General features: G+C 55.5%; 20 protein-coding genes. 13 read left to right on the forward strand and 7 right to left on the reverse strand.

The window, feature by feature from the left end:
• Positions 1–17: 17 nt before the first annotated feature.
• Entirely contained in the window at positions 18–1,352 is a 1,335-nt protein-coding gene (locus KP702_RS00640) for a c-type cytochrome (RefSeq protein WP_215768354.1), read from the reverse strand.
• A gap of 377 nt (positions 1,353–1,729) precedes the next feature.
• Between KP702_RS00640 and KP702_RS00645 the strand changes: the two genes are divergently transcribed.
• The 7 genes from KP702_RS00645 (at position 1,730) to KP702_RS00675 (ending at position 9,764) form a co-directional block, all read left to right on the forward strand.
• Complete coding sequence (locus KP702_RS00645; RefSeq protein ID WP_237389813.1) at positions 1,730–2,806, forward strand: iron ABC transporter permease; 1,077 nt, start codon at positions 1,730–1,732, stop codon at positions 2,804–2,806.
• Entirely contained in the window at positions 2,803–3,585 is a 783-nt protein-coding gene (locus KP702_RS00650; protein WP_202206281.1) for an ABC transporter ATP-binding protein, read from the forward strand. Before KP702_RS00645 ends, KP702_RS00650 begins: the two co-directional genes overlap by 4 nt.
• Positions 3,582–4,538: an ABC transporter substrate-binding protein gene (locus KP702_RS00655; RefSeq protein ID WP_202206282.1), complete on the forward strand. Its 957-nt coding sequence runs from the start codon at positions 3,582–3,584 to the stop codon at positions 4,536–4,538. The genes KP702_RS00650 and KP702_RS00655 overlap by 4 nt, the downstream gene beginning before the upstream one ends.
• Before the next feature lie 69 nt (positions 4,539–4,607).
• Positions 4,608–6,758: a beta-N-acetylhexosaminidase gene (locus KP702_RS00660; protein WP_202206283.1), complete on the forward strand. Its 2,151-nt coding sequence runs from the start codon at positions 4,608–4,610 to the stop codon at positions 6,756–6,758.
• 474 nt (positions 6,759–7,232) lie between these two features.
• Positions 7,233–8,159 carry a metalloregulator ArsR/SmtB family transcription factor gene (locus KP702_RS00665; protein ID WP_202206284.1) on the forward strand — a complete coding sequence of 309 codons (927 nt, stop codon included), beginning with the start codon at positions 7,233–7,235 and terminating at the stop codon, positions 8,157–8,159.
• A gap of 29 nt (positions 8,160–8,188) precedes the next feature.
• Complete coding sequence (gene metF / locus KP702_RS00670; RefSeq protein ID WP_202206765.1) at positions 8,189–9,055, forward strand: methylenetetrahydrofolate reductase [NAD(P)H]; 867 nt, start codon at positions 8,189–8,191, stop codon at positions 9,053–9,055.
• Between the two features lie 46 nt (positions 9,056–9,101).
• The gene (locus tag KP702_RS00675) at positions 9,102–9,764 is read left to right on the forward strand and encodes an HAD family hydrolase (protein WP_202206285.1); all 663 of its coding nucleotides are present in this window, start codon (positions 9,102–9,104) and stop codon (positions 9,762–9,764) included.
• Between the two features lie 11 nt (positions 9,765–9,775).
• On the opposite strand, the gene KP702_RS00680 is transcribed toward KP702_RS00675, so the two are convergent.
• The 4 genes from KP702_RS00680 to KP702_RS00695 all read right to left on the reverse strand — a co-directional run bounded on the left by KP702_RS00680 (position 9,776) and on the right by KP702_RS00695 (position 12,403).
• Positions 9,776–10,864 (reverse strand): LacI family DNA-binding transcriptional regulator, encoded by a 1,089-nt coding sequence (locus KP702_RS00680; RefSeq protein WP_202206286.1) that lies wholly within the window; start codon positions 10,862–10,864, stop codon positions 9,776–9,778.
• A gap of 141 nt (positions 10,865–11,005) precedes the next feature.
• Entirely contained in the window at positions 11,006–11,263 is a 258-nt protein-coding gene (locus KP702_RS00685; protein ID WP_202206287.1) for a hypothetical protein, read from the reverse strand.
• 97 nt (positions 11,264–11,360) lie between these two features.
• Entirely contained in the window at positions 11,361–11,762 is a 402-nt protein-coding gene (locus tag KP702_RS00690; RefSeq protein WP_202206288.1) for a helix-turn-helix transcriptional regulator, read from the reverse strand.
• On the reverse strand, positions 11,759–12,403 hold the full coding sequence (locus KP702_RS00695) for a peroxiredoxin (RefSeq protein WP_202206289.1): 645 nt from the start codon (positions 12,401–12,403) through the stop codon (positions 11,759–11,761). The genes KP702_RS00690 and KP702_RS00695 overlap by 4 nt, the downstream gene beginning before the upstream one ends.
• Positions 12,404–12,507: 104 nt before the next feature.
• Here KP702_RS00695 and KP702_RS00700 point away from each other — a divergent pair, with 104 nt between their 5' ends.
• From KP702_RS00700 to KP702_RS00715, 4 genes are all read left to right on the forward strand, one after another.
• A complete protein-coding gene (locus KP702_RS00700) occupies positions 12,508–13,434 on the forward strand; it encodes an MBL fold metallo-hydrolase (protein ID WP_202206290.1) in 927 nt (308 codons plus the stop codon).
• Positions 13,435–13,475: 41 nt separating this feature from the next.
• Complete coding sequence (locus tag KP702_RS00705; RefSeq protein ID WP_202206291.1) at positions 13,476–15,161, forward strand: bifunctional protein tyrosine phosphatase family protein/NAD(P)/FAD-dependent oxidoreductase; 1,686 nt, start codon at positions 13,476–13,478, stop codon at positions 15,159–15,161.
• A 15-nt stretch (positions 15,162–15,176) separates the two neighbouring features.
• Positions 15,177–15,944 carry a sulfite exporter TauE/SafE family protein gene (locus tag KP702_RS00710; protein ID WP_202206292.1) on the forward strand — a complete coding sequence of 256 codons (768 nt, stop codon included), beginning with the start codon at positions 15,177–15,179 and terminating at the stop codon, positions 15,942–15,944.
• Positions 15,945–16,252: 308 nt separating this feature from the next.
• Positions 16,253–16,798: a cupin domain-containing protein gene (locus tag KP702_RS00715; RefSeq protein ID WP_202206293.1), complete on the forward strand. Its 546-nt coding sequence runs from the start codon at positions 16,253–16,255 to the stop codon at positions 16,796–16,798.
• Positions 16,799–16,831: 33 nt separating this feature from the next.
• Here the strand turns inward: KP702_RS00715 and KP702_RS00720 are convergent, their stop codons facing one another.
• Positions 16,832–17,770 (reverse strand): glycosyltransferase family 2 protein, encoded by a 939-nt coding sequence (locus KP702_RS00720; protein ID WP_202206294.1) that lies wholly within the window; start codon positions 17,768–17,770, stop codon positions 16,832–16,834.
• A 282-nt stretch (positions 17,771–18,052) separates the two neighbouring features.
• On the opposite strand from KP702_RS00720, the gene KP702_RS00725 reads away from it, so the two are divergent.
• Positions 18,053–18,706: a TetR/AcrR family transcriptional regulator gene (locus KP702_RS00725; protein WP_202206295.1), complete on the forward strand. Its 654-nt coding sequence runs from the start codon at positions 18,053–18,055 to the stop codon at positions 18,704–18,706.
• Positions 18,707–18,727: 21 nt separating this feature from the next.
• Here the strand turns inward: KP702_RS00725 and KP702_RS00730 are convergent, their stop codons facing one another.
• On the reverse strand, positions 18,728–20,992 hold the full coding sequence (locus KP702_RS00730) for a TonB-dependent receptor (protein ID WP_215768355.1): 2,265 nt from the start codon (positions 20,990–20,992) through the stop codon (positions 18,728–18,730).
• 180 nt (positions 20,993–21,172) lie between these two features.
• On the opposite strand from KP702_RS00730, the gene KP702_RS00735 reads away from it, so the two are divergent.
• A complete protein-coding gene (locus tag KP702_RS00735; protein WP_202206297.1) occupies positions 21,173–23,440 on the forward strand; it encodes a TonB-dependent receptor in 2,268 nt (755 codons plus the stop codon).
• The last annotated feature ends 46 nt before the right edge of the window (positions 23,441–23,486 follow it).

Below are 23,486 nucleotides of genomic sequence, written 5' to 3' on the forward strand. Positions count from 1 at the left end.
TCCCTGTCCTGCCCGGATCAGTGCGAGGCGTTAACGGGCGGTGCGGACAGCGTGGCGCGGGCAGCCGCGGCCTTCTTTTCCAGATCCGTCCAGGGGGGCAGAGTGGTGCGGGTGCGGCGGAGATACGTGGCGATGCGGGCCATGTCATGGTCCGAAAGGGCCGTGTAGAAGCTTGGCATGGCGATGTTGTCCTGACCTTCGGCAGCGCCGATGCCATGCAGCATCACCTGGAAGAGATTGTTCGGCTCATCCAGCCAAAGTGCGTTGTTCAGAGCCAGTTCCGGGCGGCCGGAAACGGGCATTGGGCCAGAGTTGTAATGGCAGGCGCCACAGGCTCCCTGATACAGGCGCGCATCCGCATCCAGTGTCTGCGGGCCAGTCAGATCCTTGCCGGACATCTGCATGGCGCGAGTAATGGCAGCCTGATCGCCCTGAGAACGCTGGGCAGCCTTCGCGACGTCTGCATAATAATGAACAATGGCATGCACATCGTCTTCCGGAATCTTGGACAGGAAGCGATGCGGCACCGGAGACATCGGGCCAGCAGCAGAACCATGCAGCGGAGCGACGCCGAAGCGCAGGTATTGGAAGAACTCGTCTTCCGTCCAGACAACCGGTGTTGGGTTGTGGTCATTCAGCGGTGGAGCAATCCAGCCATCAATGACAGCACCGTCATAAGCATGGCTCAGCTTCTCTGCACCCAGAAGGTTACGCGGCGTATGGCAGGCACCACAATGGGCGTTACCTTCGGCCAGATAGGCCCCGCGGTTCCATTGCGCATCATGCTTCGGGTCGTTCTGGTAGCGGCCTGGCGTAAAGAACAGGAGCTTCCAGAAACCCTGACCGATCAGGCGGATGTTGATCGGGAAGGGGACCGTGTTGTCACGCGGCTTCAGATGTATGGCTGGACGCGTCATCAGATACGCATACAGGTCCGAGACGTCCTGATCGTTGACCTTTGTGAAATGGTCGAACGGGAACGCAGGGTAAAGCTGTGAGCCATCACGGGCAATGCCCTTGTTCATGGCACGCTTGAAGGCTTCCAGAGACCAGTTGCCGATACCCCATTCCGGGTCAGGCGTGATGTTGGAAGAAAAGATGTCGCCGAATGGGGTGGCCATCTTGAAGTCACCGGCCAGTTCGGGGCCGGGGGTGCCATCCACGCGGGTGTGACATTCGGCACAGTATCCACCGGCGGCAACGATTTCGCCACGCTTGATGGCGTCTGCGGAAAAAGAGGCCGCAGTGGGAGGGGAGATGGGGGCGATTGCGGGGTACCACGCATAGGCGAGGAAACCGAGGCCGCCCACTGCACCGAGGCCCACAATACTGGCGGCTATCCGTTTGAGCATTCTTGTACTGTCCCGGCACTGTTTGAAAAACTGCCGTCCACAACGTGACGGATGATTGTTCCCCTCAATATGGCACGGGCGCCAGAAAGGGAAGATTGAGATAACTCAAAATTCGGCCTGCGCGTGGTCAAAGTGCAGTTTTCATCGGGGATGGGTTTCAATGTCACACAAATGGGGAGGGTGTTCACTCAAATTTACGAGATGATGCGCCAATATTCATATTTCAAAATAGGGATTTTATTGGTCCTATATCGGTGTGTCATTGTCTGTTCACTCTTGAAAAAACGATTCGGCCTGATTGAATATTTTGTCACCCAGTGCCAAAATGAATGGGTTCTTCCGGGACTGTTCGCAATCCTGTCGCATGGAAAGAAAACGTGCCCTGTTTCCGAGTGCGTCTGTGCCGGAGTAGAGTAGGGCAGATCCTGTGTGTGAAAGGGCGGCTCATTTTCAATCGTCCGGCATATGTCCGGAGCCTCGCGGGCGGGGCTCTTTTGCTGTCCATTGTGTTGGCCCTGTGCTGCGGCCGTTACCCGCTGTCTCCGCATCGTGTGGTGATGGTGCTTGGGCGGTTGCTTCACCTCTGGGGTGGGCTTGATCCTGTTGCCGATGCTGTGGTTCAGCAGGTTCGGTTGCCGCGGGTTGTGGCCGGAATTCTGGTGGGAAGTGCGCTATCCTGCGGTGGCGCAACCTATCAGGCTGTCCTTCGAAATCCCCTTGTTTCGCCTGACCTTCTGGGTGTTCTGAGTGGCTCCGCGTTTGGAGCAGCACTCATGATTGTGTGGGGTGCGTCCCCTGCATGGATTCAGATCGGTGCTTTTGCTGGTGGTGTCGTGGCCGTGGGGTCTGGAATTTCCATTTCCCGTCTGTTGCCACAGGGCGGCCTCCTGACATTGCTGATGGGTGGCCTTGTGGCCAATGCCGTTTTCACAGCGCTCCTGTCTCTTGTGAAATACACTGCCGATCCGATGGATCAGTTGCCTGCTGTTGTGAACTGGTTACTGGGGACATTGTCTCAGACGGGATGGAAAGAGCTTTCCTGGCTGACTGTTCCAGTGCTTGTTCTGGTTTCCGTATTGGTTTTACTTGCCCCGTTACTGGATGTACTTTCTCTCGGAGACGATGAAGCGCGGAGCCTTGGGGTTCCTATTCAGATTATGCGGCCTTTCGTCATTCTGCTTGCGACGCTGGCCTGTGCCATGACGATTTCCATGGCGGGTATTATTGGCTGGGTCGGACTTCTGGTGCCTCATATTTCCAGAATGCTGGCGGGTGCGGAGCATCGGCGGATGATGCCGGTTTGTGCCTTGTTGGGAGCCGCCGGCGTTCTGCTGGCAGATACCGTGTCGCGCAGCCTGACTTCCGGGGAAGTACCACTCGGGATCATGACGGAGCTTTTCGGTGCACTTGCCTTCATTCTCGTGCTCCGTCGTCTCCGCGGAGACGCGACATGAGTGGCGATTTTCTGTCCTGCAAGGGTATTACGCTGAAACGATCGTCTCGATCCGTGGTGCTGAATGATGTCAGCCTGACGTTCCAGCGTGGTGAACTGATTGGGCTTCTTGGCCTCAATGGCGCGGGTAAGAGCACCCTTTTGCGCATTCTGATGGGGGTGCTTAAACCGACGTCCGGTGCGGTTTATCTGGAAGGTACGCTGTTATCATCTTTGCGGCCTTTAGACGTGGCGCGGCGTCTGGCGTATGTGCCTCAGGCACACGCGATGACGTTTCCTTACACGGTCCGGCGGATGGTTGAACTGGGGCGTATTCCCCATCATGGCGTGGCAGGGCGCCTCGGAGCGGAAGACCGGCTCCGCGTTGATCAGGCCATGGATCGTCTGGGACTTCTGGCCTTGGCAGAGCGTCCGGTGACTGAACTATCCGGCGGCGAAAAGCAGCGTGTCGTACTGGCGCGGGCCCTTGCACAGGAAGCTGTCGGGCTTCTTCTTGATGAGCCAATGAGCGGTCTGGACTATGGTCATCAGCTTCGTTTGATGAGTCTGCTTGCAGAACTGGCCGCTGAAGGACATCTCATTCTTCTGACGTCCCACCGGCCTGAAGAATTTTTTTCCGCGGGCCATCGCGCCCTTATCTTAGAAGAAGCGCAAATTGTGGCGGACGGCCCACCCGAGCTTATTGTGACGGCTGAGCGGATGTCCCGTCTTTATGGTGTTCCTCTGGCGCAGATTGATCATGCCGGGAAACGTTTTTTCCATCGTGAGGAGAGTGAATGATGAGACTGTCTCGACTGGCTGGAGGGCTTCTGGGTCTTTCACTCATGGCCACCACAGCATTCGCTGCTCCTCCCACACGTCTGGTGGAGGGATGGTATGCCCATAACGCCACGCTCATTATGCTCGGCGCGCAGGACAAGATCATCGCAACAGTCGCCAAGCCATCAATCATGCCGTGGATGTTCCGTCTGGTGCCGTCGCTTTCCAAAGCACAGCCGCTGGATCCGGGGAATCTGAACGGAGAAGAGCTTTTACGTCTCGCGCCGGATCTGGTGTTTGTCACTGCGTCGAGCCATTCCGTCGCGGCGCTCTCCAAGGTTGGTCTGCATGTTGTGCCTGAGGGCTTTGATCGTTTTATAGGGCTTCTGGAATGTGTGGATAGCACGGCCACCCTTCTTCAGACGCCCCTGGCGACGCAGCGCGCGCAGGCTTATCGTGTGGCTTTCCTCAAGGAAATTTCGCAGGCTGCAACCAACCCGCAAGGGCCCAAAGTCCTTCACGTTGAATCTCTGAAACCTCTGCGCGTGGATGGAGATCAAAGCATTATCGATCAGTGGATCCGTTCTGCTGGTGGACGTAATGCGGCTGTGGGCGTGCATGGAAACAAGCAGCCTGTCGCTGTCGAGCAGGTGCTCTCCTGGAACCCGGACATTATTATTGTGGGCGCCAATGCAGGAGATCCTGCCCAGCTTGCCAACGATGGCGTCTGGTCTCAGCTCGCTGCTGTCAAAGCAGGCCGTGTTTACCGCAATCCGGCAGGAATTTTCCCGTGGGATCGGTACAGCCCTGAATTGCTTTTGCAGGTCGACTGGGCACGCCAGATTGTTCAGGCGGGTCATGTGGACGAGGTCGGAATGATTGCAAAGATGCAGCAGTTCTATCGTCAGTTTTACGGCATTACGCTCCGGACTGAGGATGCGCGTCGCATGCTTGCAGCTCTGCCGCCGGAGTGACACGATAAGGCAGAGTGATACGGTAAAAATCGTTTCAGATACTGATCCGTAACTGCAAGGAAGCCTTGAATGACCCGGACCACGTCTTTCCCTTATGGTTCTTTCTGGAAGAAAGTGTGTTTGGGGAGTGCTTTGCTGGCGGGCACGGTTTTTGGAGGCATGGCCCAGGCGGCACCTGCTCTGATGCCTGTGCCGCAATCCGTCTCGGCGTCCAATGGTGTTGCATCCCTTGCAGGAGGTGTCCGGATTGTCTGGGCCACCCCGCCGTCCCCCCTTTTGCAAAGAGCTGCAGCCCGTTTTTCTCAACGGCTTGGTGCTCTGACAGGCGCATCTTCTGCGCATGGTGGCCCATACGTTCTGCATATCAGCGCAGCCTATGATCCGGCCTATCTCACGGTTGGGGCCAAAGAGCATTATGCTCTCACGACATCAGCGGATGGCGCCCATCTGGAAGCTGATGGACCGGCAGGCGTTGTGCATGGGCTGGCTACATTCCTGCAGCTTGTTCAGAAAACATCAGATGGGGTTGTGGTAGAACGGCTGCATATTGATGATGCTCCACGCTTTGCATGGCGTGGCCTTCTGCTGGATGTGTCCCGGCATTTCGCTTCTGTAGAGACCGTCAAACGCCAGCTTGATGCCATGGAGCTTCTGAAGCTTAACGTGCTTCACTGGCATCTGAATGACGGGACCGGCTTCCGTGTGGAGAGCCGTGTTTTCCCGAAGCTGACGAGCGTTGGATCGCACGGGCAGTCTTATACGCAAGCTGAGGTTCGAGACATTGTGGCATATGCTGCGGATCGCGGTATCCGCGTTGTGCCTGAATTTGACGTGCCGGGTCATGCGCTTGCGGTGTTGCAGGCCTATCCGGAACTGGCGGCCCAGACACTGCCGGAGGTCAACGCCGTTGGTGAAAACCTGAACAACCCGGCGATGGACCCGACCAATCCCAAGACGCTGACATTCATTCGTGCGCTTTATGCGGAAATGGAAACACTCTTTCCGGATCATTATTTCCATTCGGGTGGTGACGAGGTTCTGGGCTCTCAGTGGACCAGTAATCCAAAAATTGCGGCCTATATGAAGGTGCATGGATACAAGGATGCACCAGCTCTTCAGGCAGCCTTCACGGCGCAGGTGGAAAAAATCCTGTCCAGCCAGGGCCGCGTCATGATCGGGTGGGACGAAGTCAGCGAAGCGCCAATTCCTAAAAACGTTGTTGTTGAGGGGTGGCGCGGCTCAAAGTGGACGGGTTCTGCCACACAGGCCGGGCATCCGGTTGTCGTGTCTTCGGGCTATTATCTGGATATGTTGACTCCGTCCCGGACGCATTACGCCATTGATCCGTATGACACCAAGGCGAATGGCATCACGCCGGAAGAACTGGCAGAGACACATCCGAAGATCACCCCGCTGCTTCAGGCTTTCATCCAGGACCCGAATGCAGCGCCTTTGACCGATGACCAGAAGAAAATGGTTCTGGGTGCAGAAGCCGCACTCTGGACGGAAGTTGTCTCCGAAAACATGTTGGATGCCCGTTTGTGGCCTCGTACTGCAGCTCTGGCCGAACGATTCTGGTCTTCTGAAAACGTGCGGGATGTGGATGATCTGGAGCGCCGGCTGCCTGTGATCATGGCAGAACTCCAATCAACAGGTTTGCAAGCCGCGCAGCATGAAAATGCGTTGAAGGAGGCTTTGGCACCTGCGCATACCGGCCCTCTCTCCACGCTTTTGAGCGTTACGGTTCCGGTGCGCAATTACGCCTTGAATCGTCTGGCCTCCAAAAGTGGCGATGCCATGCTGTCGGCTCCGATCGCGATTGCTAATCCGGATGCTTTTGCGGCTATCCGCTTCAACGACATGGTGAGACGGTATGTTGCGGGCGAAAAGAGTCTGAAGGCTCCCTTGAAGGCCATGCTGGCAAGCTGGGCTGGCAATGATGAAGCTTTCGTCACGATTGCCGCAGATGTGCCTGCCCTTGAGGAAGTCACACCCGTATCTCATACGGTTGCAGCCCTCTCCAATGCAGGATTGAATGTTTTGAATGGAGCATCAGGAACAGCTTGGCGTCTGGATGCGCAGCACCTGATCGCTGCACAGGAAGAACTGTTCCACAATTCATCCAACCATTTGTTGTCCCTGAGGCGCGAGCAGCCTCCAGGGGGACTGCTGATTGCCATTCTTCCAGGGATCAAAGCGCTGGTTGCAAGCCAGAACTAATGTTTCATGGCGTGCTTTGCCTTCCTGTTCTGAGGATAGGTCTGGCGTAGAATGCGCGCCTAGGGGGCAAGCTGTATCTGGTTTCAGGTCAGTGCGTGTGAGGTGGGGTGGATGACCACCCCATCTGTTGGCTCTTTTGCGGGCGCATGGAAGTAGGCTGTGGCAGCCCACGCTGTCCTGCGTTCCTGAACGCCGGAGCAGCATTTTCTGGCAGATCCAGAACAGACATGGTTGGTCAGTCTGGGCCTTTTTGTCTCAGACCCTTCCGAATCTGCTCGTAAACGGAAAGAAGAGCCGGTCCAGGCGATCAAATGTAGTCTTGGCGCATCTCAATACCAACTGCCTCGGTTTGCGTCTTGGTCATGTCACGTGTGGAACTAACCATAAAACCTATGACAAGTCTCATGAATGGTGGGTTTTCAGAAAGAGCCTAATGATCTTGCTCATATAAAGAACTCCTTATATGTAATCCCCATGGAGCAAGCGCTTACCATCTTTCAGGCCCTCGCAGATAAGACCCGTCTGCGGATTCTGGCTCTTCTGCATGAAATGGAACTGTCCATCGGTGAGGTGGCGCAGGTTCTGGGGCAGAGCCAGCCTCGCGTCTCACGGCACGTAAAAATTCTTGCCGATGCTGCTCTGATTGAACGTCGCAAGGAAGGAAGCTGGGTTTTTCTGACGTTGGGTGCCACGGACGTTCTGGAGCCTGTCTTCATGGCGCTTGATCGGTGGACAATGCGTGAGCCTGCGGAAATCCACGCGGATCGTATTCGTTTACAAGCGATCCGAAACGTTCGCGCTACTGCCGCAGAAGACTGGTTTGAGACCCATGCGGCGGAGTGGGATGCACTGCGCTCGTTGCATGTTTCTGAACGGGAAGTCGAAGCGGCCATCGTGAAGAGGCTGTCCGTGTCTCCGGTTGGCAGGCTTGTGGATATCGGCACCGGAACCGGGCGCATGATGGAGTTGCTTGGAGCAGGAGCAAGTACAGTCATCGGGTTTGATCGCAGTCCGGCCATGCTGCGTCTTGCCCGTACGAAACTTGCGGCAGCGGGGCTGGAGCAGGCTGATCTGCGACAGGCAGATTTTCAGGTGCTACCTTTACCGGATCGCTCAGCCGATGTTGTGGTCATGCATCAGGTTCTGCACTACGCGCAGCATCCTGCGGCTGTGATTGCAGAGGCTGCACGCATTCTGGACACCAAGGGTCGGTTGTTGGTTGTCGATTTTGCCTCCCATAACCGGGAGGAGCTTCGCACACGGGACGCGCATGTCCGGCTTGGATTTACAGATGCGCAGATTGCCGCGTGGTTTCAGGCTGCCGGCTTAATCTCCGCAGCACCTGTCGCTCTTGCAGGCGAACTGACCGTCAAGCTCTGGCTTGGCCAACGCCCCAACTGATTTGAATTATTGAACAAGGAGCTGGCATGATGCCTGCACAGACAGGGCCTCTGCCCGCAATTTCGTTCGAGTTTTTTCCAGCCAAGACAGAGAAATCTGCGGCCACTTTGCTTGCCAATGCAAAGACACTCGCAGGTTTCGGTCCGCAGTTTATGTCCGTCACGTATGGGGCAGGCGGTTCAACACGAGACCGCACCTTAGCCACCCTGAAGGAGATGGTTCGGGAAACCGGCGTGCCAATGGCAGGGCATCTGACCTGTGTAGGCGCATCCAAAAAAGACGTGAACGCAGTGGCGCATGCATATTGGGATGCGGGCGTGAAGCATATTGTAGCTCTGCGCGGCGATCCGCCACCCTCAGCGGGTGGGGTATATGAGCCTCACCCGGAAGGATATGCAGGTGCCGTAGATCTGGTTCGAGGGCTGAAAGATATTGCGCCTTTTGAAATCTCCGTTGCAGCCTATCCGGAGACGCATCCGGCAGCCCTGAGTCCTCAGGCAGACTTGGAGCATCTCCGCGCAAAGATTGATGCCGGTGCAGATCGGGCACTAACGCAGTTCTTCTTTGACGCGGAAACGTTTCTCAGGTTCCGGGACCGCGCTGCCGCGATTGGAATAGACCGGCCGGTCGTTCCTGGTATTCTGCCAGTGGGAAGTGCTGCGCAGGCTTGGAAATTTGCAGAGATGTGCGGCGCGAATGTTCCGCAGTGGATGCGCGATCTGTTCGATGGTCTGGATGAGACGCCGCAGACGCGTGCTCTTGTGGCAGCCACTGTTGCTGACCGTCTCTGCCAGACTCTCAAGGCTGAAGGGGTGGAGCAATTCCATTTCTATACGTTGAATCATGCGGATACAGTGTCAGCCCTTTGCCGCCTTCTTGGGCGCCGTCCCGAGTAGGGAGGGGAGGGCTGGATTTCCTTTGCGAACAGGGTGACAAAAGGGGATGACAAGATTCCCGATCGTTCTTCTCGACTACGATGGTACACTGGCGGAAACGCAGCCGGCCATTCTTCGCAGCCTGAAGGAAGCCTTCGAAGCCAGTGGCTACGAAGGTCCTTCATCAGACGTTCTGAAGCATCAGCTTTCAAAGGGAGGGACGCTTCAAACACTGTTTCAGGCGATCGTTCCTGACAGTGAGGCAGATGCTGCGCAGGCTTTTGTCCGTCATTATCGGACATATTATCCCAGGGCTGATCAGGAAGAGACCGTTCTGTTTGATGGGGTCAAGTCAGTACTTGATGACCTGAAGGCTGCAGGGGCGACGCTTGTCATTTTGAGCAACAAGCATGCTCCCACTGTCCATGCCAGCATTGAGCGCTTTGGTCTGGGTGGCTGGATCAGCAATGTGATGGGTTCCGAACCAGACTATCCTCATAAGCCAGATCCCCGCGTCATGACGGACCGTGTGCGCCCGTTATTCCCCGAAGTCCCCGCATCAGATTTCCTGATGGTCGGCGATACGGCTGCCGATCTCGGGTTTGCCCGCAATAGTGGGATTGCGTCCTGTTGGGCAAGTTACGGGCACGGGTCTGCTACCCAGTGCATCGACCTCAAACCGGATTTCCGGATCGACAGTATTGCCGAACTGCTGAACGTCGCTCGCTGATACGGTGTGGTTCAGCCCTTCGGGGCTGGACCAATACTGCCGCGGGTGACGAGTTCTGTTTCCAGAATGACGTTCTTGTTCTGCCCGCCGTCCTGCTGGGTCAGGAGACGGACTGCCTCCATGCCTTTGCGTTCGTGAGGCTGGCGGATCGTGCTGAGGTCCGCCAGGGCAGCGGCGGGGATGTCATCAAATCCAAAAATCGAAACGTCTTCAGGAATGCTGAGACCCGCGGCACGGATCGTCTGCATGGCGCCAATCGCGACGCGGTCACTCATCGCCAGAATGGCTGTTGGTGCATTCTGACGGTTCAGCAGGAAGCGCGCACCTTCCGCGCCGGACTCTTCAGAGTTGATCGGGATTTCCCAAGCAGGCACATTTTCAGGCGCGATGCCCGCTTCCTGCAGAGCTGTCAGATACCCTTCCAGGCGCATGGCAATCGTGCTGTGGGCAATATTGGCACGACGCTTGGCAGTCAGAATGCCGAAATAGTCGTCATGGGCTGTTTTGAGAGACAGGATACCAAAGCGACGGTGTCCCAGCTCAAGAAGCGTTTTTGCAGCGTTGTAGGCTGCTCCGCGATCATCGATACCAACATATGGCACGTTGTCCAAACGAGGCTGATCCACCACAACGAGTGGCACGTTTCGCTGTTGCGCCATCAGAACGCATCGACTGTCGGGGGCCACGGAATAGAGGATGTATCCGTCGACTGCAGCATTGCCGAGCGAAACAGGTGTGTTCATGTTGCGAAGGCTGCTGCCTGCTGAAATCAGGGCGAGATCGGTTTCCATTTCGTCACAGCTTTTCGCGACGCCATTCAGAACTGCCAGAACAGCCGGATCAGAGAATGCGTATGGAAGGTCTTCACTGAAAAGGAAGCCCAGAGCACCGGAATGCCCGGTTGCAAGCTGCTTCGCTGCTGGATCAGGGCCTGTATATCCCAGCTCCTGCGCAGCCGCGAAGATCTTTTCCCTCAGCGCAGCCGAGAGTTGACCCGGCCGGATATAAGCGTTCGAGACTGTCGTATGAGACACCCCGACCTGTGCCGCTACATCCTTGAGCGTAACCTTGCGACGACCGTACTGACGGGTTGTTTTCATATGTTATCCAATAATGAAAACGCTGCCTTCGTGCAATCCTGACTGAAGAACGCGAAGGCTCCTTCGTGTCGGTGTTTCAGGTAAATACTGGCTCGCTCACTCTCCGCCTATCTTCACAATTACGACAAGAGGGTAAACGTCTCAGTTTTTAGGTTTTGTCGTAGCGGTATTTTTCTGGGGAACAGGTTCAAACATTGCCCGGCATTTCGGGCTGAGCTGATCCATCTTCTTCCTCATGCAGGCCGTAATTTTGGCTTCGTTGGGGATGGCAAAAGTGCACAGGCGGATGGCATCGCCTTGGCACGCCTGTTTCTGCTCATCGCGTGTCGCGGCTGACGCAGTGCCAGACAGGGTGGCAAAACCGGTGAGGCAGGCCAGAAGCATCAGGTAACGGGTCATGAACCTTCTCCTTATTCCGTATAAAAGCGTCTGATAAGCGGGACAGTTTCCGGCTGTTTTTATGTTGAAAAAGAGCCCTATGCGGTCCGCATTCTGATCACCGGGGGAGTGGGCGGACGATGCGGGCAAATCTTGCTCCTTCAAGCGAAGAGCGCTGCGTATTGGATTTTCGTAGTGGAGTGGTTGCAGTTGGTGAGACTGCCAGTCCGTCAGGACGAAGCGTCATGATGAGCATTCTGGCGCGCGCAGCATCTGGCGTATCAGCCATGCAGTAGCTGATGGCGCGGGACTCTCGCTGGGACTCAATCAGTCCACTGCGGCGGAGTGTGCCAAGATGTTGGCTCAGGGTCGGTTGGCCTATGCCCGTCATGGTTTCGATCTCACTGACGGCATGGGAGCCATCTAGCAGGGCGGACAGAATCATGAGGCGCTGTGGCTGGGCGAGCAGGCGCAGCCACTCAGCGAGGTTTCGGCTTTCTTCAAGGGCAAGAAGAGTCATGGGCGCGGCTTTTTCGGCTGAAGGAACCAGTTCGGACCTGCTTTCTGAACTGCTTCCTGGGTCTGGAGAGGAGGCGCTATGGCAGCCTGACCTGGCTGCCAGCCTTCAGGTGTCAGGACGTTGGAGCGATCAACTTCCTGCAGGGCAGAAAGCATACGCTGCAATTCTGCCACTGACCGGCCAACGCTGGCCGGATAACTCAGAATGGCGCGAATGATGCCTGTTGGATCGATGAAGAAGACGGAACGCACCGTGGCGCTGTCCTGTGCTTCCAGATCCATCATGCCATAGGCGCGGGCGACTTCCATGGATGGGTCTTCCACAATCGGAAAGGGAATGCGGACATTGAAACGATCTTCAATGGCCGTAATCCATGCCAGATGAGCGGGAAGACTGTCTGCGGATAGCCCGAGGAGAACGCAGTTTCGCTCTCGGAAAAAGGTTTCTACCTTAGCAAAAGCAATAAACTCACTGGTGCATACGGGGGTAAAATCCGCTGGGTGTGCAAACAGCATGACCCACCGGCCTCTGAGTGAACTGAGAACGAATTCACCGTGGGTCGTGCGGGCCGTAAAGTCTGGGGCTTCGTCGCCAATGCGAAGGGGAAAAAAGGCGGAGTCTTCAGTGAGGGGGCCTGTCATGATGCTGTATCCAGCCTGTCTGGGTCTTGACTGTTGATAGTTTATGACTTTATTAAACATATAATTGTTTTCTTGGAAACTGTAACTCCAAAGGTGAAAACGTCATGCCTGATGCTGCCATTGAAGCTGCAACTGCCCAGATCGGACGTGTGCAGAGTGGTGAGGTTCCATCTCCTGTAGTTTGCACGTTCTTCGATGAAGCGACAAATACCGCCAGTCACGTTGTTCACTGCCCGGGCACCAGGCGTGCTGCGATCCTGGATAGCGTACTGGACTACGATGCCGCTGCGGGTCGGACGTCCAATGGCTCTGCGCAGGCGATTGTGGATTATGTGCGTCGGGAAGGGCTGTCTGTTGACTGGCAGCTGGAGACCCATGCGCACGCCGATCATTTGTCTGCAGCCCCGTGGTTACAGGAACAGTTGGGCGGCAAGCTGGGAATTGGCGCGAACATCGTGCGGGTCCAGAATGTGTTTGGAAAGATCTTCAACGCAGGCACCCGGTTTGCGCGGGATGGATCCCAGTTTGACCACCTTTTTCATGATGGCGAGACTTTTTCTATTGGTGACCTGCCGGTCACGGTGTTGCATGTACCAGGCCATACACCTGCGGACATGGCGTTCGTAATTGGAAACTGTGCCTTCGTGGGCGACACGATTTTCATGCCGGATTTCGGGACAGCCCGCGCGGATTTCCCCGGTGGGGACGCGCGCCAGCTTTACCATTCCATTCGCCGTCTGCTGTCTCTTCCTCCGGAAACACGTCTGTTTCTGTGCCATGACTATAAGGCGCCAGAGCGCGACGAGTACGCTTGGCTAACCACGGTGGCTCTGGAGCGTGAGCACAACATTCACGTTCATGATGGAGTTAGTGAGGAAGATTTCGTGGCGATGCGCACAACGCGGGACGCTACTCTTGCCATGCCGAAACTCCTGATGCCCTCAGTGCAGGTCAATATGCGCGGCGGTCACATGCCGGAGCCGGAAGCTGACGGCATCAGCTACATCAAGATACCCGTTAATCGCCTCTGAGCAGGTTGATCTACCAAGATATTTTTGTCGGAGAGCACGTCATGCCAACCACTTCTCTTACGGATCGCTACGCTGTTTCCCCTCAGGTCACGCCGCAGGATGTTGCGGACCTCAAAGCGGAAGGATTTCGGAGTATTGTTTCGTTTCGCCCGGATGGTGAGGCGCCAGACCAGCCCGATGCCGCTGCTGTAGAGGCCGCAGCAAAGGCAGAAGGGTTGGCGTTTCTGGCCATTCCGGTGAAGGCCGGAACGGTGCCGAGTGATGCTCAGGTCTTGCAGGCTAGAGAAGCACTTGCGTCACTTCCCGCTCCAGTCGTTGGCTATTGTCGCTCGGGAACGCGCGCAGCACAGATCTGGGCGCTTGCTGAAGCGGGTACTCGTCCTGCTGCGGAGATTCTGGCGGAAGCCGCACGGGCCGGTATTGATCTGGGTGGACTGAAATCGCGTCTTGAGGCTGTGCCTGCTCCGACTATGGCTGCTCGTGAAGGCGCTCGGCATTTCCAGGTTCTGGTTATTGGTGGCGGTGCGGGCGGCCTTTCCGTTTCTGCCAGTCTGCTAAAACGTAACTCCACCCTCGCTCTTGGTATTGTCGAGCCTTCCGAAGAGCATTTTTATCAGCCGGGCTGGACGCTTGTAGGTGGCGGTGTTTTCAAGGCATCGCAGACACGACGTCGGGAACAGGACCTGATTCCCAAAGGCGCCGTTTGGCTGAAAACGTCTGTTGAGCTTTTTCGACCCGAGGCGCGTGAGGTCGTGCTGAAGGACGGCACGGTTCTGTCCTATGATGCTCTGATTGTAGCGACAGGCATTTCCCTGAACTGGGATGCTATCCCTGGTCTCAGCGAAACGCTTGGCAAGAATGGAGTGACGTCCAACTATCGCTTTGATCTGGCGCCTTACACGTGGCAGCTGGTTGAACAGCTCAAAGGCGGTAAGGCGATTTTCACGCAGCCGCCTATGCCGATCAAATGTGCTGGCGCTCCACAAAAGGCCATGTATCTGGCCAGTGACGCCTGGCGTCGTCGGGGGGTATTGAAGAATATCTCCGTCGAATTCAATACGGCAACGCCGGGTCTGTTCGGGGTGAAAGAGTTTGTGCCGTCTTTGATGGATTATGTGCGGGATTACGGTATCGCACTTCATCTGGGCTCAAGGCTTGTTGAAGTGAATGGTCCTGCACGGACGGCTGTTTTTGAGCGGAAGACGGATGCTGGCGTGGAGCGCGTGGAGTGCACGTTTGACATGCTGCATGTCGTGCCGCCGCAGGTTTCTCCCAAGGTTGTGCGAGAGAGCGCCATTGCCGGGTCGGACGGTTTTGTTGAGGTGAATCCGGAGACGCTCCAGCATGTCCGGTATCCGCAGGTCTTCGCTCTTGGTGACGTGATTGGAGCATCCTGCGCCAAGACGGCGGCAGCTGTGCGTGTGCAGGCTCCCGTTGTTGCTACAAACGTTCTGGCATTCCTGGAGCGTAAGAGCCCGGTGTCTGGATATGACGGATATGGTGCATGCCCATTGACCGTTGAGAACGGCAAGATTGTTCTTGCTGAGTTCGCCTATGGTGGGAAGTTGGCGCCGGCGCTGCCGAAGTGGCTGCTCAATGGCCAGAAAGCGACCCGTCTCGCTTGGTGGCTTAAAAAATACATCATGCCGGCTCTTTACTGGAAAGGCATGCTCAAGGGGCATGAGCTCTTTGTGGCTCCGAAGGCTCTGAAGTCCGGCAAAAAGTAAGTATTGGCTGCTTTGATGCAAATCGCGCTTGAACTGTTCTGTGGCGTCATTATCGGCTTTACGCTGGGATTGATCGGCGGCGGTGGCTCTATTTTGGCTGTTCCACTGATGGTCTATGTCGTGGGGGTGAAAAACCCCCATGTCGCGATCGGGACGAGTGCGATGGCAGTCGCCGTCAATGCGCTGGCAGGGCTTGTCAGTCATGCCCGGCAGAAAACCGTTAAATGGCGTTGCGCAGCAGTTTTCGCGCCATTTGGTGTGGTGGGAGCCTTGGTTGGTGCTGCGCTGGGCAAGGCTGTTGACGGGCAAAAACTACTGCTTTGCTTTGCGGTGCTGATGATTGTCGTGGGTATTCTAATGCTGCGGGGACGGCGGAATCCGGGCATCGCTGGGGCAGCCTGTAATCGCGACAATATGCCCAAGGTCATGGCAAGCGGAACGGTAACGGGGCTTCTGTCGGGCTTTTTTGGCATCGGCGGCGGGTTTCTCATTGTCCCCTCGCTGGTTGCCTGCACGAGAATGCCAATTTTGAATGCAATCGGAACATCGTTGGTTGCAGTGGCCGCTTTTGGGGCGAGTACCGCCCTAAGTTATATGTTGTCGGGGTATGTTGACTGGACGATGGGCGCGCTTTTCGTTCTGGGAGGTGTACTTGGTAGTACGCTTGGAACCTCTGCGGCCCGACGTCTGGCTGGAGCAGGGGGCGCGCTTACGACGTTTTTTGCTGGTGTGATCTTCGTAGTGGCCACGTATATGATCTGGCGAAGTCTTACCGCTCTTTGATCTATGAACCGGCTTGTTTCGTGAAACGTTTGTCTGCGAGACTTTCGAAAGAATTTCGCATCTAAATTCATTATAATTCCGTCTGCGGAAAATATTACATCCTGGGTAGGTAGACGGGGGCTGTTTGAAAAAGAACCCTCGCTCAACACGCATACTTCATTGTGTTGGCTCCGGGGGCATCAATGAAAAATGGGAGTGCGGAAAAAGCAGTTTGCCAGCATCTCGTTGGTGAAACAGTATTTTTCCGTGTTCCATTCCTAAATCGTTATGACATACTGAGATGGAATGTCAGGTGAGTGGGAGAATGAATGGTGACGGATGTTGGTCAGCGGTTGCGACTTGTTCGTGTTGCAAAAAATCTTTCCCAGCGCGAATTGGCCAAGCGCACCGGTGTCACCAATTCCACAATTTCACTGATTGAGTCGGGGGACATGAATCCTTCGATTGGGACGCTGAAACGCGTTCTGGACGGCATTCCTGTCACACTCGGAGATTTCTTCAGCTTCGAGACGGAAGGGCAGGAAAAATACTTTTATTCCGCCGAAGACCTGACTGAGATCGGGCAGAGCGGCATCTCCCTGCGACAGGTTGGAGGAAACCTGTTTGGTCGCTCGCTTCAGGTCTTGCACGAGCGTTATGAGCCTGGGGCCGATACAGGTGTTGCCTATGCACACGACGGCGAGGAAGCTGGTGTTGTTATTCGTGGTCAGGTCGAGGTGACGGTAGAAAACCAGTCACATATTCTCGGTCCGGGAGACGCGTACTATTTTGATAGCCGCAAACCCCATCGCTTCCGCTGTATTAGCGAGGAAGCCTGTGAAGTGATCAGTTCGTGTACGCCGCCAACCTTCTAATTGATCGGCCCAGTCCGCTCAGCGTCGTGTGTGTCATGCTGTGAGAGGGCGTTTTTCCCTGAAGCCATCGCGAAGATAATGCTGGAGCGCGCCGATCGTATAGTGCTGCTTTACGTCGGGATGGGCTGCCAGATAAGCGTCGGTGTTCCACACCGTCGTCTTCACCTCTGGACCTTCAACAAAAGTAATCGGTGTTGAGCCAACGCCTACGAAGACACGCACGCTGTCATCATACAGATGCATATACTCTTCAGGCGTCACCAGAAGTGCCTCAACAGCATGAGCGCCTTCGGCGTGAGGTTGGGTCAGGTAGGCGCGTAGGGCAGCGTCATCATTCACATCGACAAGCCCGGAAACCTTGTTTTTCAGGCGTTCTCTCCAGTCGGTGTAGGGAAGATGATGGTTATGCAAATAGGTGAAGGCGGTGCTTTTGAACTCATCCCGAACCGCTGATCGTGGTTCATGTTGCCCATCATCACAGATGGAAATTGTCTTGGCCGCTACAAATCCCTTGTGAAAGTGCCTGATAGGAGCATACCAGCCGGGCCGGCCTGGGACATTGAAAAGGGATGTATCAATTCTGAGCGCGCAATCCGTACCCTTTAGCGCGTCAAAAGCTTCATGAATGGCAGTCTTGTCCAAAGAGAGGCCATCTTCGGTAAAGACAGCAAGCAGTTCATCGCAATCCACCGGCAAAGCGAAATCATAATTGTAAAGCCCGTCCCATCCCTGGATGATCCGGGTTAGATGGCCACCTTTCCGATGAAAATCATGCGACTGGTTCAGATCCCGTCGGACTGTGACGCCTTGCTTTTCAACGGCGTCGAGAATGGAAAGTGTCTGCGGATCGACTGAGCCGTTATCAAGGATGGTGAGGTTTTCGAAACCAAAGAGCCATGCGTAATGCGTGATCCATCGCGCCAGGGCTGTACCTTCGTCCCGCTGCATCATCACAACCCGCACGATAGCCATGTTTCACTCTTCCCAATGTTTCCAGAATTGCAATGCAGACGGGTCGGGCGCCTGATCGCAAAGTCCGGCTCGCGTTGGCAGAAATCTATAAAGAGGTTGGACACACTTCGCTATACTGTCCCAACCAGACAGAAATGAGGTGGTCTTAACTTTCCCGGTCACTGCTCACAATTTCATGAGGGGTGTTTTTTAGGAGAAACGCACCAATCTTAAGGCTTGTGGAAAGCCTCTCGGTTTCGTTAAGGCTAGAGACAAGACCTTATTCAATCAGGGAGGCAGGGCATGTCCCAGTCATCATCTTTAGCGGTAAAGGAAGCTTTTCCGCCGCATCTGGCAGATATGAGGGTCAGTCGCTCACCGGGCAGGCCAATCAATCTTCTGCTGAAGGATACGATTCTTTCAGCGATTGCCGCGGTCCTGACAGAAGAAGGGTATCAGGGCCTCACGATCGGAAAAGTGGCCAAAGAGGCCGGTGTTTCTACTGCCACGGTCTATCGTCGCTGGCCTACCAAGCAGGCCATGTTCTTTGATGCCATCCGTCAATGGAAGTTCAGCCTCACGCCTGAAATCGATACAGGCAGTTTTCTGGGAGATGTCGATCAGCTGATCGAAGCGCGTATCCGCTTTCTGGCAACGCCGCTGGGCCGCACATACGGTACGCTCCTAGGTGAAGCCGTGCATAACCCGGAGTTCGGGACTGTGCTGCGCGAAGTCAGTATTGAGCCGGCCCGACAGCAAATGCATCGCTTTCTTGAGCGCGCAAAAAAGCGCGATGAAGAAGCTTTCTGTTATCCGGCGGATACGGTTCTGGATGTGATTCTCAGCACCATCCACTTTCGTGCCATGGATACGTTGTGGAGCCAGAGCATTGAAACCGAAGTCAATATCCGGGATCTCAAGGCTCTGGTCCGTTGCCTGATTGGAACGCGCCAATAGGCGGGTTCCAAGCGGAGCGTTTCAGAAGCCACAGGAGACGCGGCCGCCGATGAAGCGTGGTGTGCCGGGAATGTAGAAATACGTTGTTGTCGCCATTCCTCCGCTTTCGAAATACTGGCGGTTCAGAATGTTCGAGGCGTAAATCGTTGCTTCCCAGTGCCCGGATGAGGGGCGAAGGGTCGCATGGGCGCCGAGTAGGAAGTAGGGAGGCAGGCGATAGAAGCCGGTTCCTCCTACGGCAATGGCCTGACTGCCGCGATAAGACCAATCCGGGCCAATATCCAACCCCAGGTGGTCAGTCAGTGCCTGCCGCCACTCTGCCTGTCCGTTCAGGGTGAGTTTTGGCTGACCGTTATCAACCCCAGCGAAATTGTTGTTGATGGCCTTCCAGACGCCTGTTCTGGCATAATAAGCGTTCGTGGCAGCCCGATTGACGTTCGGGAAATCCTGATAATTTCCACGCTGCCAGCCAATGTTCTGTGTGACAAAAACATGCCGAACCGGGTGCATTTCCAGGGTGCCTTCAAAGCCCCAACTCTCTGACTTGGGAACATTGGTAATCTCGCTGAGTGGCCCGTAATTCGGAATCATCACGGTTCCGACAACCTGCTGCCCGTGGAAATCATTATAGAATGCCGCACCATTCAGGCGGAGCTTTCCCGGGATTGGATCGCTTTTGAAGCCGACCTCGTGGGTCAGGACTGTCTCCGGGCCGAACGGATCAAGCTGGGCCTGAATTTGAGTATTGTTGGCGCTGAAGCCGCCGGGTTTAAAGCCCTTACTCAGCTTGTAGTACACCATCGTACTCTGCAGCATCTGCCACGACACTCCAACCTGACCTGCGAACTGGGCAGAGGCAGTGCTCTCAGGCTGGAAGATATGTGTCGAGCCAGCGAAAATTTCTGATTTCAGACCTGTGAGTGCGCGGTCGTCGATTTCATGCAGAAGGCCACCAAAAAGCGTGACGTTATGCGGCAGGCGATAGCTGATGTGACCAAATTCGGATGTACTTTCCTGATTCATGCCGAAATTGGTGGACATCATATAGCCGCGGGCCGAGTAGTCTGTGTAATCGAACAGGAAGCGCTGTTTCATCCGGCTGCGCTGATAAAATGCTCCGACAACCCATTGCAAACGGCTGTTCGGATCGTTTGAAGACAGGCGCAACTCCTGCGTAAAAGCGTTCGCGCTGATCGTTCGATATGTATCGGCCTGCGAAGCGGCTGTGCCGTCCTGATCCGTATATTCCCCTTGCCGTTCTGTCTCGAAGGCACTGACGGACGTAATTTTTGCAAAGCCGAGATCACGGTCAATATGCAGATCCCAGCCCCAGAACTGATTGTGTTCACTTGGTTTGAGGCTACGGGGGCGCCCGATCAGATCGGCAAACTGAGGTCGTAGAGACCATTCTGCCTGTTGATGTTCCAGTGAGGGTAGTCCCTGAGAGCCAATCAGGCGGTGCACCGGAACGCCAGCGACGAGCTCGCTGTTGTCCTGCACAAAGTGACCTGACAGCATGATTGTGGTCCGGCTGTCAGGGCGCCAGCGCAGCTTTCCACGTAAAGCCCAGGAATCTGCATCGCCCAGATGAGCCCCCGTCAGGGGGTTGGTCTGCCAGCCACCGCCCTGTCGTGTCTGACCCGCAAGTCGGAAATCGAGTCCTTTCGCCAGCGGGCCTGACACATAGGCCTCGCTTCGGCTACGGGCATAGGAGGCGATATCTTCGCTGGCTCCGTAATGCCAGCTGCTGGTCGGGTCCGCCGTACGGAAGCGCACTTCACCGCCAGTGTCCGACTGTCCATGTGTCGTGCCGACCGGGCCTGGTGTGACGGCCGCGTCTGCCAGATCGAACATCAGGCCGCTGGCCATGGTTGAGAACGCGAAAGGCACGTCATCGAAATAGGTCAGAACGGTTGGGATATTATTCTGGGTAAAGTCGTTAAAGCCCACGCCGCGAAGGTAGAAATTCGTGGAAGCCGTTCCGTTGATGGACTGAATGGTCAGGTTGGGTGCCACGCGCTCGACGTCGCGCAACGTCACGACACCACGCTCGATCAGGCGTTCCGCAGTCAGGCGGGTATCGGCATCCGGCTGTTTCTGGGCAGATTGAAATGCAAAATCCGTTCTCTTGATGCTGACTTTAATGGTTTCGTCCGTATGAGCTTCAAGAGATTTTGGAGCAGCGTGACGCTGTTTCTTATTGTGTTGAACAGGAGGCGCTGCCGCGAGAACTGAAGACGCTCCCAGGAGACTGACGCCAAGAAAAAGAACCCTGCGAAACGCCATGGAAAAAGATGCTCTTCTGAAAGGAAAATGCCGGGCAGCGGCAGAATTGTGGCTTTTATATCTCACCGGGATGCCAGAGCAAACAATCAGGAGGAAAAAGGTCCGCTTCTGCTTGATCTGTTATGATATAACATAATAGAGAGTTGGCGCTGAAAATACCTTTCGTCTGTTGAGGACCTCATGCTGCCTTTTGTGTCTGCCCGATCTTTCCTTGTGCTTCTTGGATGCACGACGGCTCTGTGTGGCGCTGCTCATGCTCAGGAAACAACGGCTGGAACGACAGGTACCGATACGGAAACCTCTCGTTCCAGTTTCGGTCATTCTGACAACCAGCACGGAACGACCGTGACGGAAACGAGCCGCACAGGTGAAGACGATCTTGTCGTCAATGCTCATCTGGAACGGGCCCGGGACGCTCTTCAGTCTTCCACAGGGGCCACGACCTATCGTTTCAGCCGTCAGGACATCGAGACTAATCCGGGTGGCGATAACGCGCCCCTGACGTCTGTTCTTCTTCAGGCACCAGGCGTCGCGCAGGACAGCTACGGTCAGATTCATATCCGTGGCGACCATAACGAAGTCCAGTTCCGTCTGGATGGTGTGGCGCTGCCAGAAGGCATGAGTGTTTTCGGTCAGGCGCTCATGACCCGCTTTGCACATTCCATGTCCCTCACGACGGGCGCGCTTCCCAGCGAGTACGGATTTCTTCAGGCCGGTGTGATCGATATCAACACCAAGAATGGCTATTCCGATGCGGGCGGTAGTGTCTCCATTTATGGCGGCGCCCGGGACTATTTCTTTCCGTCACTGCAATATGGTGGCCACAAGGGGAAGTGGGACTGGTTTGCTACCGCTGACTATATTCACAACCGTGTTGGCATTGAAAACACGACCCCCAGCTTCAATGCGATCCACGATCTGACGAACCAGTACCACTTCCTGGGGCATGCTCGGTACACGGTTGATGAAAATACCCGGATCAGTCTAACCGCCGGTGTTTCGAATGCTGAGTATCAGCTCCCGAACAATCCGGGTCAGCAGCGCCAGTTCGCCAATCCGTCCTATCTCGGAAGCACCCTGTCCCAGAGCCAGTATGGCACAGGGGACAGCAGCAGCCTGAGCGAGCACCAGAAGGAAATCACGGATTTCGGCATACTTTCCTTGCAGAAGGATATGGGGCGTCTCAGTTTCCAGACGTCCGCCGTGCTGAGATACAGCTCTCTGCGATACTCACCTGATCCGCTAGGCGATCTGGTATATAACGGCATTGCACAGCGTGCTGCGCGATCCGTCTTCTCAACCGGAACACAGACGGATGCAACCTGGCAGGCTGCAAGAAATCATACCGTTCGTTTCGGCTATCAGATCTATGTTGAGCGTAATACGTCCAAGTCTGACTCAACAGTTTATACGCAGTCCGGTGAGGACGAGGACGGCAACGCTGTTTACTCCGGCGATACGGCGAACATCCATGATGGCTCCGGCCGTACGGGTTGGATGTACGGGCTGTACGCTCAGGATGAATGGCGTCCGATCAAGAACCTGACCATCAATTATGGTCTGCGGTTTGATGGTGTGGATGAATACACACATTCAAAGCAGGTCAGCCCGCGTATCAATATCGTTTACAAGCCTTGGCACGGTGGAACCTTCCATGCGGGCTATTCCCGTTACTTCACGCCGCCGCCGTTTGAACTCGTGACCGGAACGGCTTTGTATAAATACACGGGAACCTCTGCTGAGCCTGCCAATTACAAGAACAGCACGGTCAAGTCTGAGCGCGATCACTACTTTGACGCCGGTTTCTCTCAAACGATCCTGCCAGGCTGGCACGCTTCGTTTGATGCCTACGTCAAACTGGCGAAGAACATGATTGATGAGGGGCAGTTTGGCTCGCCTGTTATTCTGTCAGTGTTCAACTACCGTCGTGGACAGGTGCACGGATACGAGTTCTCCACGGATTACACGCGTGGCGCCTTCAGTGTTTATGGCAATTTCTCCTGGTCACGTGCCATTGGCAAGGACGTGGTGTCGGGTGAGTGGAACTTCGATCCTGAAGATCTGTCTTACATCAAGAACCGCTGGGTGCATCTTGATCATGACCAACGTTGGACGGCGTCTGCGGGGACAAGCTACACGGCTTTCTACAGAACCGGCCACCCGCTGCGCCTGTCTGCGACAATGGTTTATGGAAGTGGTCTGAGAGCTGATGGCGCGACGCCGAATGGTGCTTCTGTGCCGCAGTATGCGACATTCAATCTGTCTCTGGTTCAGTCCTTCAAGGATCTGTTCCACGTTCCATTCCTGAAGCAGACGCAGCTTCGTCTGGATGTCACCAATCTGTTCGACAGGACGTACCTGCTGCGTGACGGCAGCGGCATTGGCGTGGGGGCGCCACAGTATGGCCTGCGTCGTACCATCCTGACCGGCATTGATCAGCGGTTCTAATTTTAGGGACTGTCTGAAGTTGAAGGCGGGGCGGTTGCGAAAGCAG

This window comes from Gluconobacter sp. P5B12 (assembly GCF_018812035.1).
GTDB lineage: Bacteria > Pseudomonadota > Alphaproteobacteria > Acetobacterales > Acetobacteraceae > Gluconobacter.

Coding starts and splice junctions, on each gene's coding strand:
- KP702_RS00640 (WP_215768354.1), bottom strand. CDS start 1,352: ATGCTCAAACGGATAGCCGCCAGTATTGTGGGCCTCGGTGCAGTGGGC.
- KP702_RS00650 (WP_202206281.1), top strand. CDS start 2,803: ATGAGTGGCGATTTTCTGTCCTGCAAGGGTATTACGCTGAAACGATCG.
- KP702_RS00655 (WP_202206282.1), top strand. CDS start 3,582: ATGATGAGACTGTCTCGACTGGCTGGAGGGCTTCTGGGTCTTTCACTC.
- KP702_RS00660 (WP_202206283.1), top strand. CDS start 4,608: ATGACCCGGACCACGTCTTTCCCTTATGGTTCTTTCTGGAAGAAAGTG.
- KP702_RS00665 (WP_202206284.1), top strand. CDS start 7,233: ATGGAGCAAGCGCTTACCATCTTTCAGGCCCTCGCAGATAAGACCCGT.
- metF (WP_202206765.1), top strand. CDS start 8,189: ATGCCTGCACAGACAGGGCCTCTGCCCGCAATTTCGTTCGAGTTTTTT.
- KP702_RS00675 (WP_202206285.1), top strand. CDS start 9,102: ATGACAAGATTCCCGATCGTTCTTCTCGACTACGATGGTACACTGGCG.
- KP702_RS00680 (WP_202206286.1), bottom strand. CDS start 10,864: ATGAAAACAACCCGTCAGTACGGTCGTCGCAAGGTTACGCTCAAGGAT.
- KP702_RS00685 (WP_202206287.1), bottom strand. CDS start 11,263: ATGACCCGTTACCTGATGCTTCTGGCCTGCCTCACCGGTTTTGCCACC.
- KP702_RS00690 (WP_202206288.1), bottom strand. CDS start 11,762: ATGACTCTTCTTGCCCTTGAAGAAAGCCGAAACCTCGCTGAGTGGCTG.
- KP702_RS00695 (WP_202206289.1), bottom strand. CDS start 12,403: ATGACAGGCCCCCTCACTGAAGACTCCGCCTTTTTTCCCCTTCGCATT.
- KP702_RS00700 (WP_202206290.1), top strand. CDS start 12,508: ATGCCTGATGCTGCCATTGAAGCTGCAACTGCCCAGATCGGACGTGTG.
- KP702_RS00705 (WP_202206291.1), top strand. CDS start 13,476: ATGCCAACCACTTCTCTTACGGATCGCTACGCTGTTTCCCCTCAGGTC.
- KP702_RS00710 (WP_202206292.1), top strand. CDS start 15,177: ATGCAAATCGCGCTTGAACTGTTCTGTGGCGTCATTATCGGCTTTACG.
- KP702_RS00715 (WP_202206293.1), top strand. CDS start 16,253: ATGGTGACGGATGTTGGTCAGCGGTTGCGACTTGTTCGTGTTGCAAAA.
- KP702_RS00720 (WP_202206294.1), bottom strand. CDS start 17,770: ATGGCTATCGTGCGGGTTGTGATGATGCAGCGGGACGAAGGTACAGCC.
- KP702_RS00725 (WP_202206295.1), top strand. CDS start 18,053: ATGTCCCAGTCATCATCTTTAGCGGTAAAGGAAGCTTTTCCGCCGCAT.
- KP702_RS00730 (WP_215768355.1), bottom strand. CDS start 20,992: ATGGCGTTTCGCAGGGTTCTTTTTCTTGGCGTCAGTCTCCTGGGAGCG.
- KP702_RS00735 (WP_202206297.1), top strand. CDS start 21,173: ATGCTGCCTTTTGTGTCTGCCCGATCTTTCCTTGTGCTTCTTGGATGC.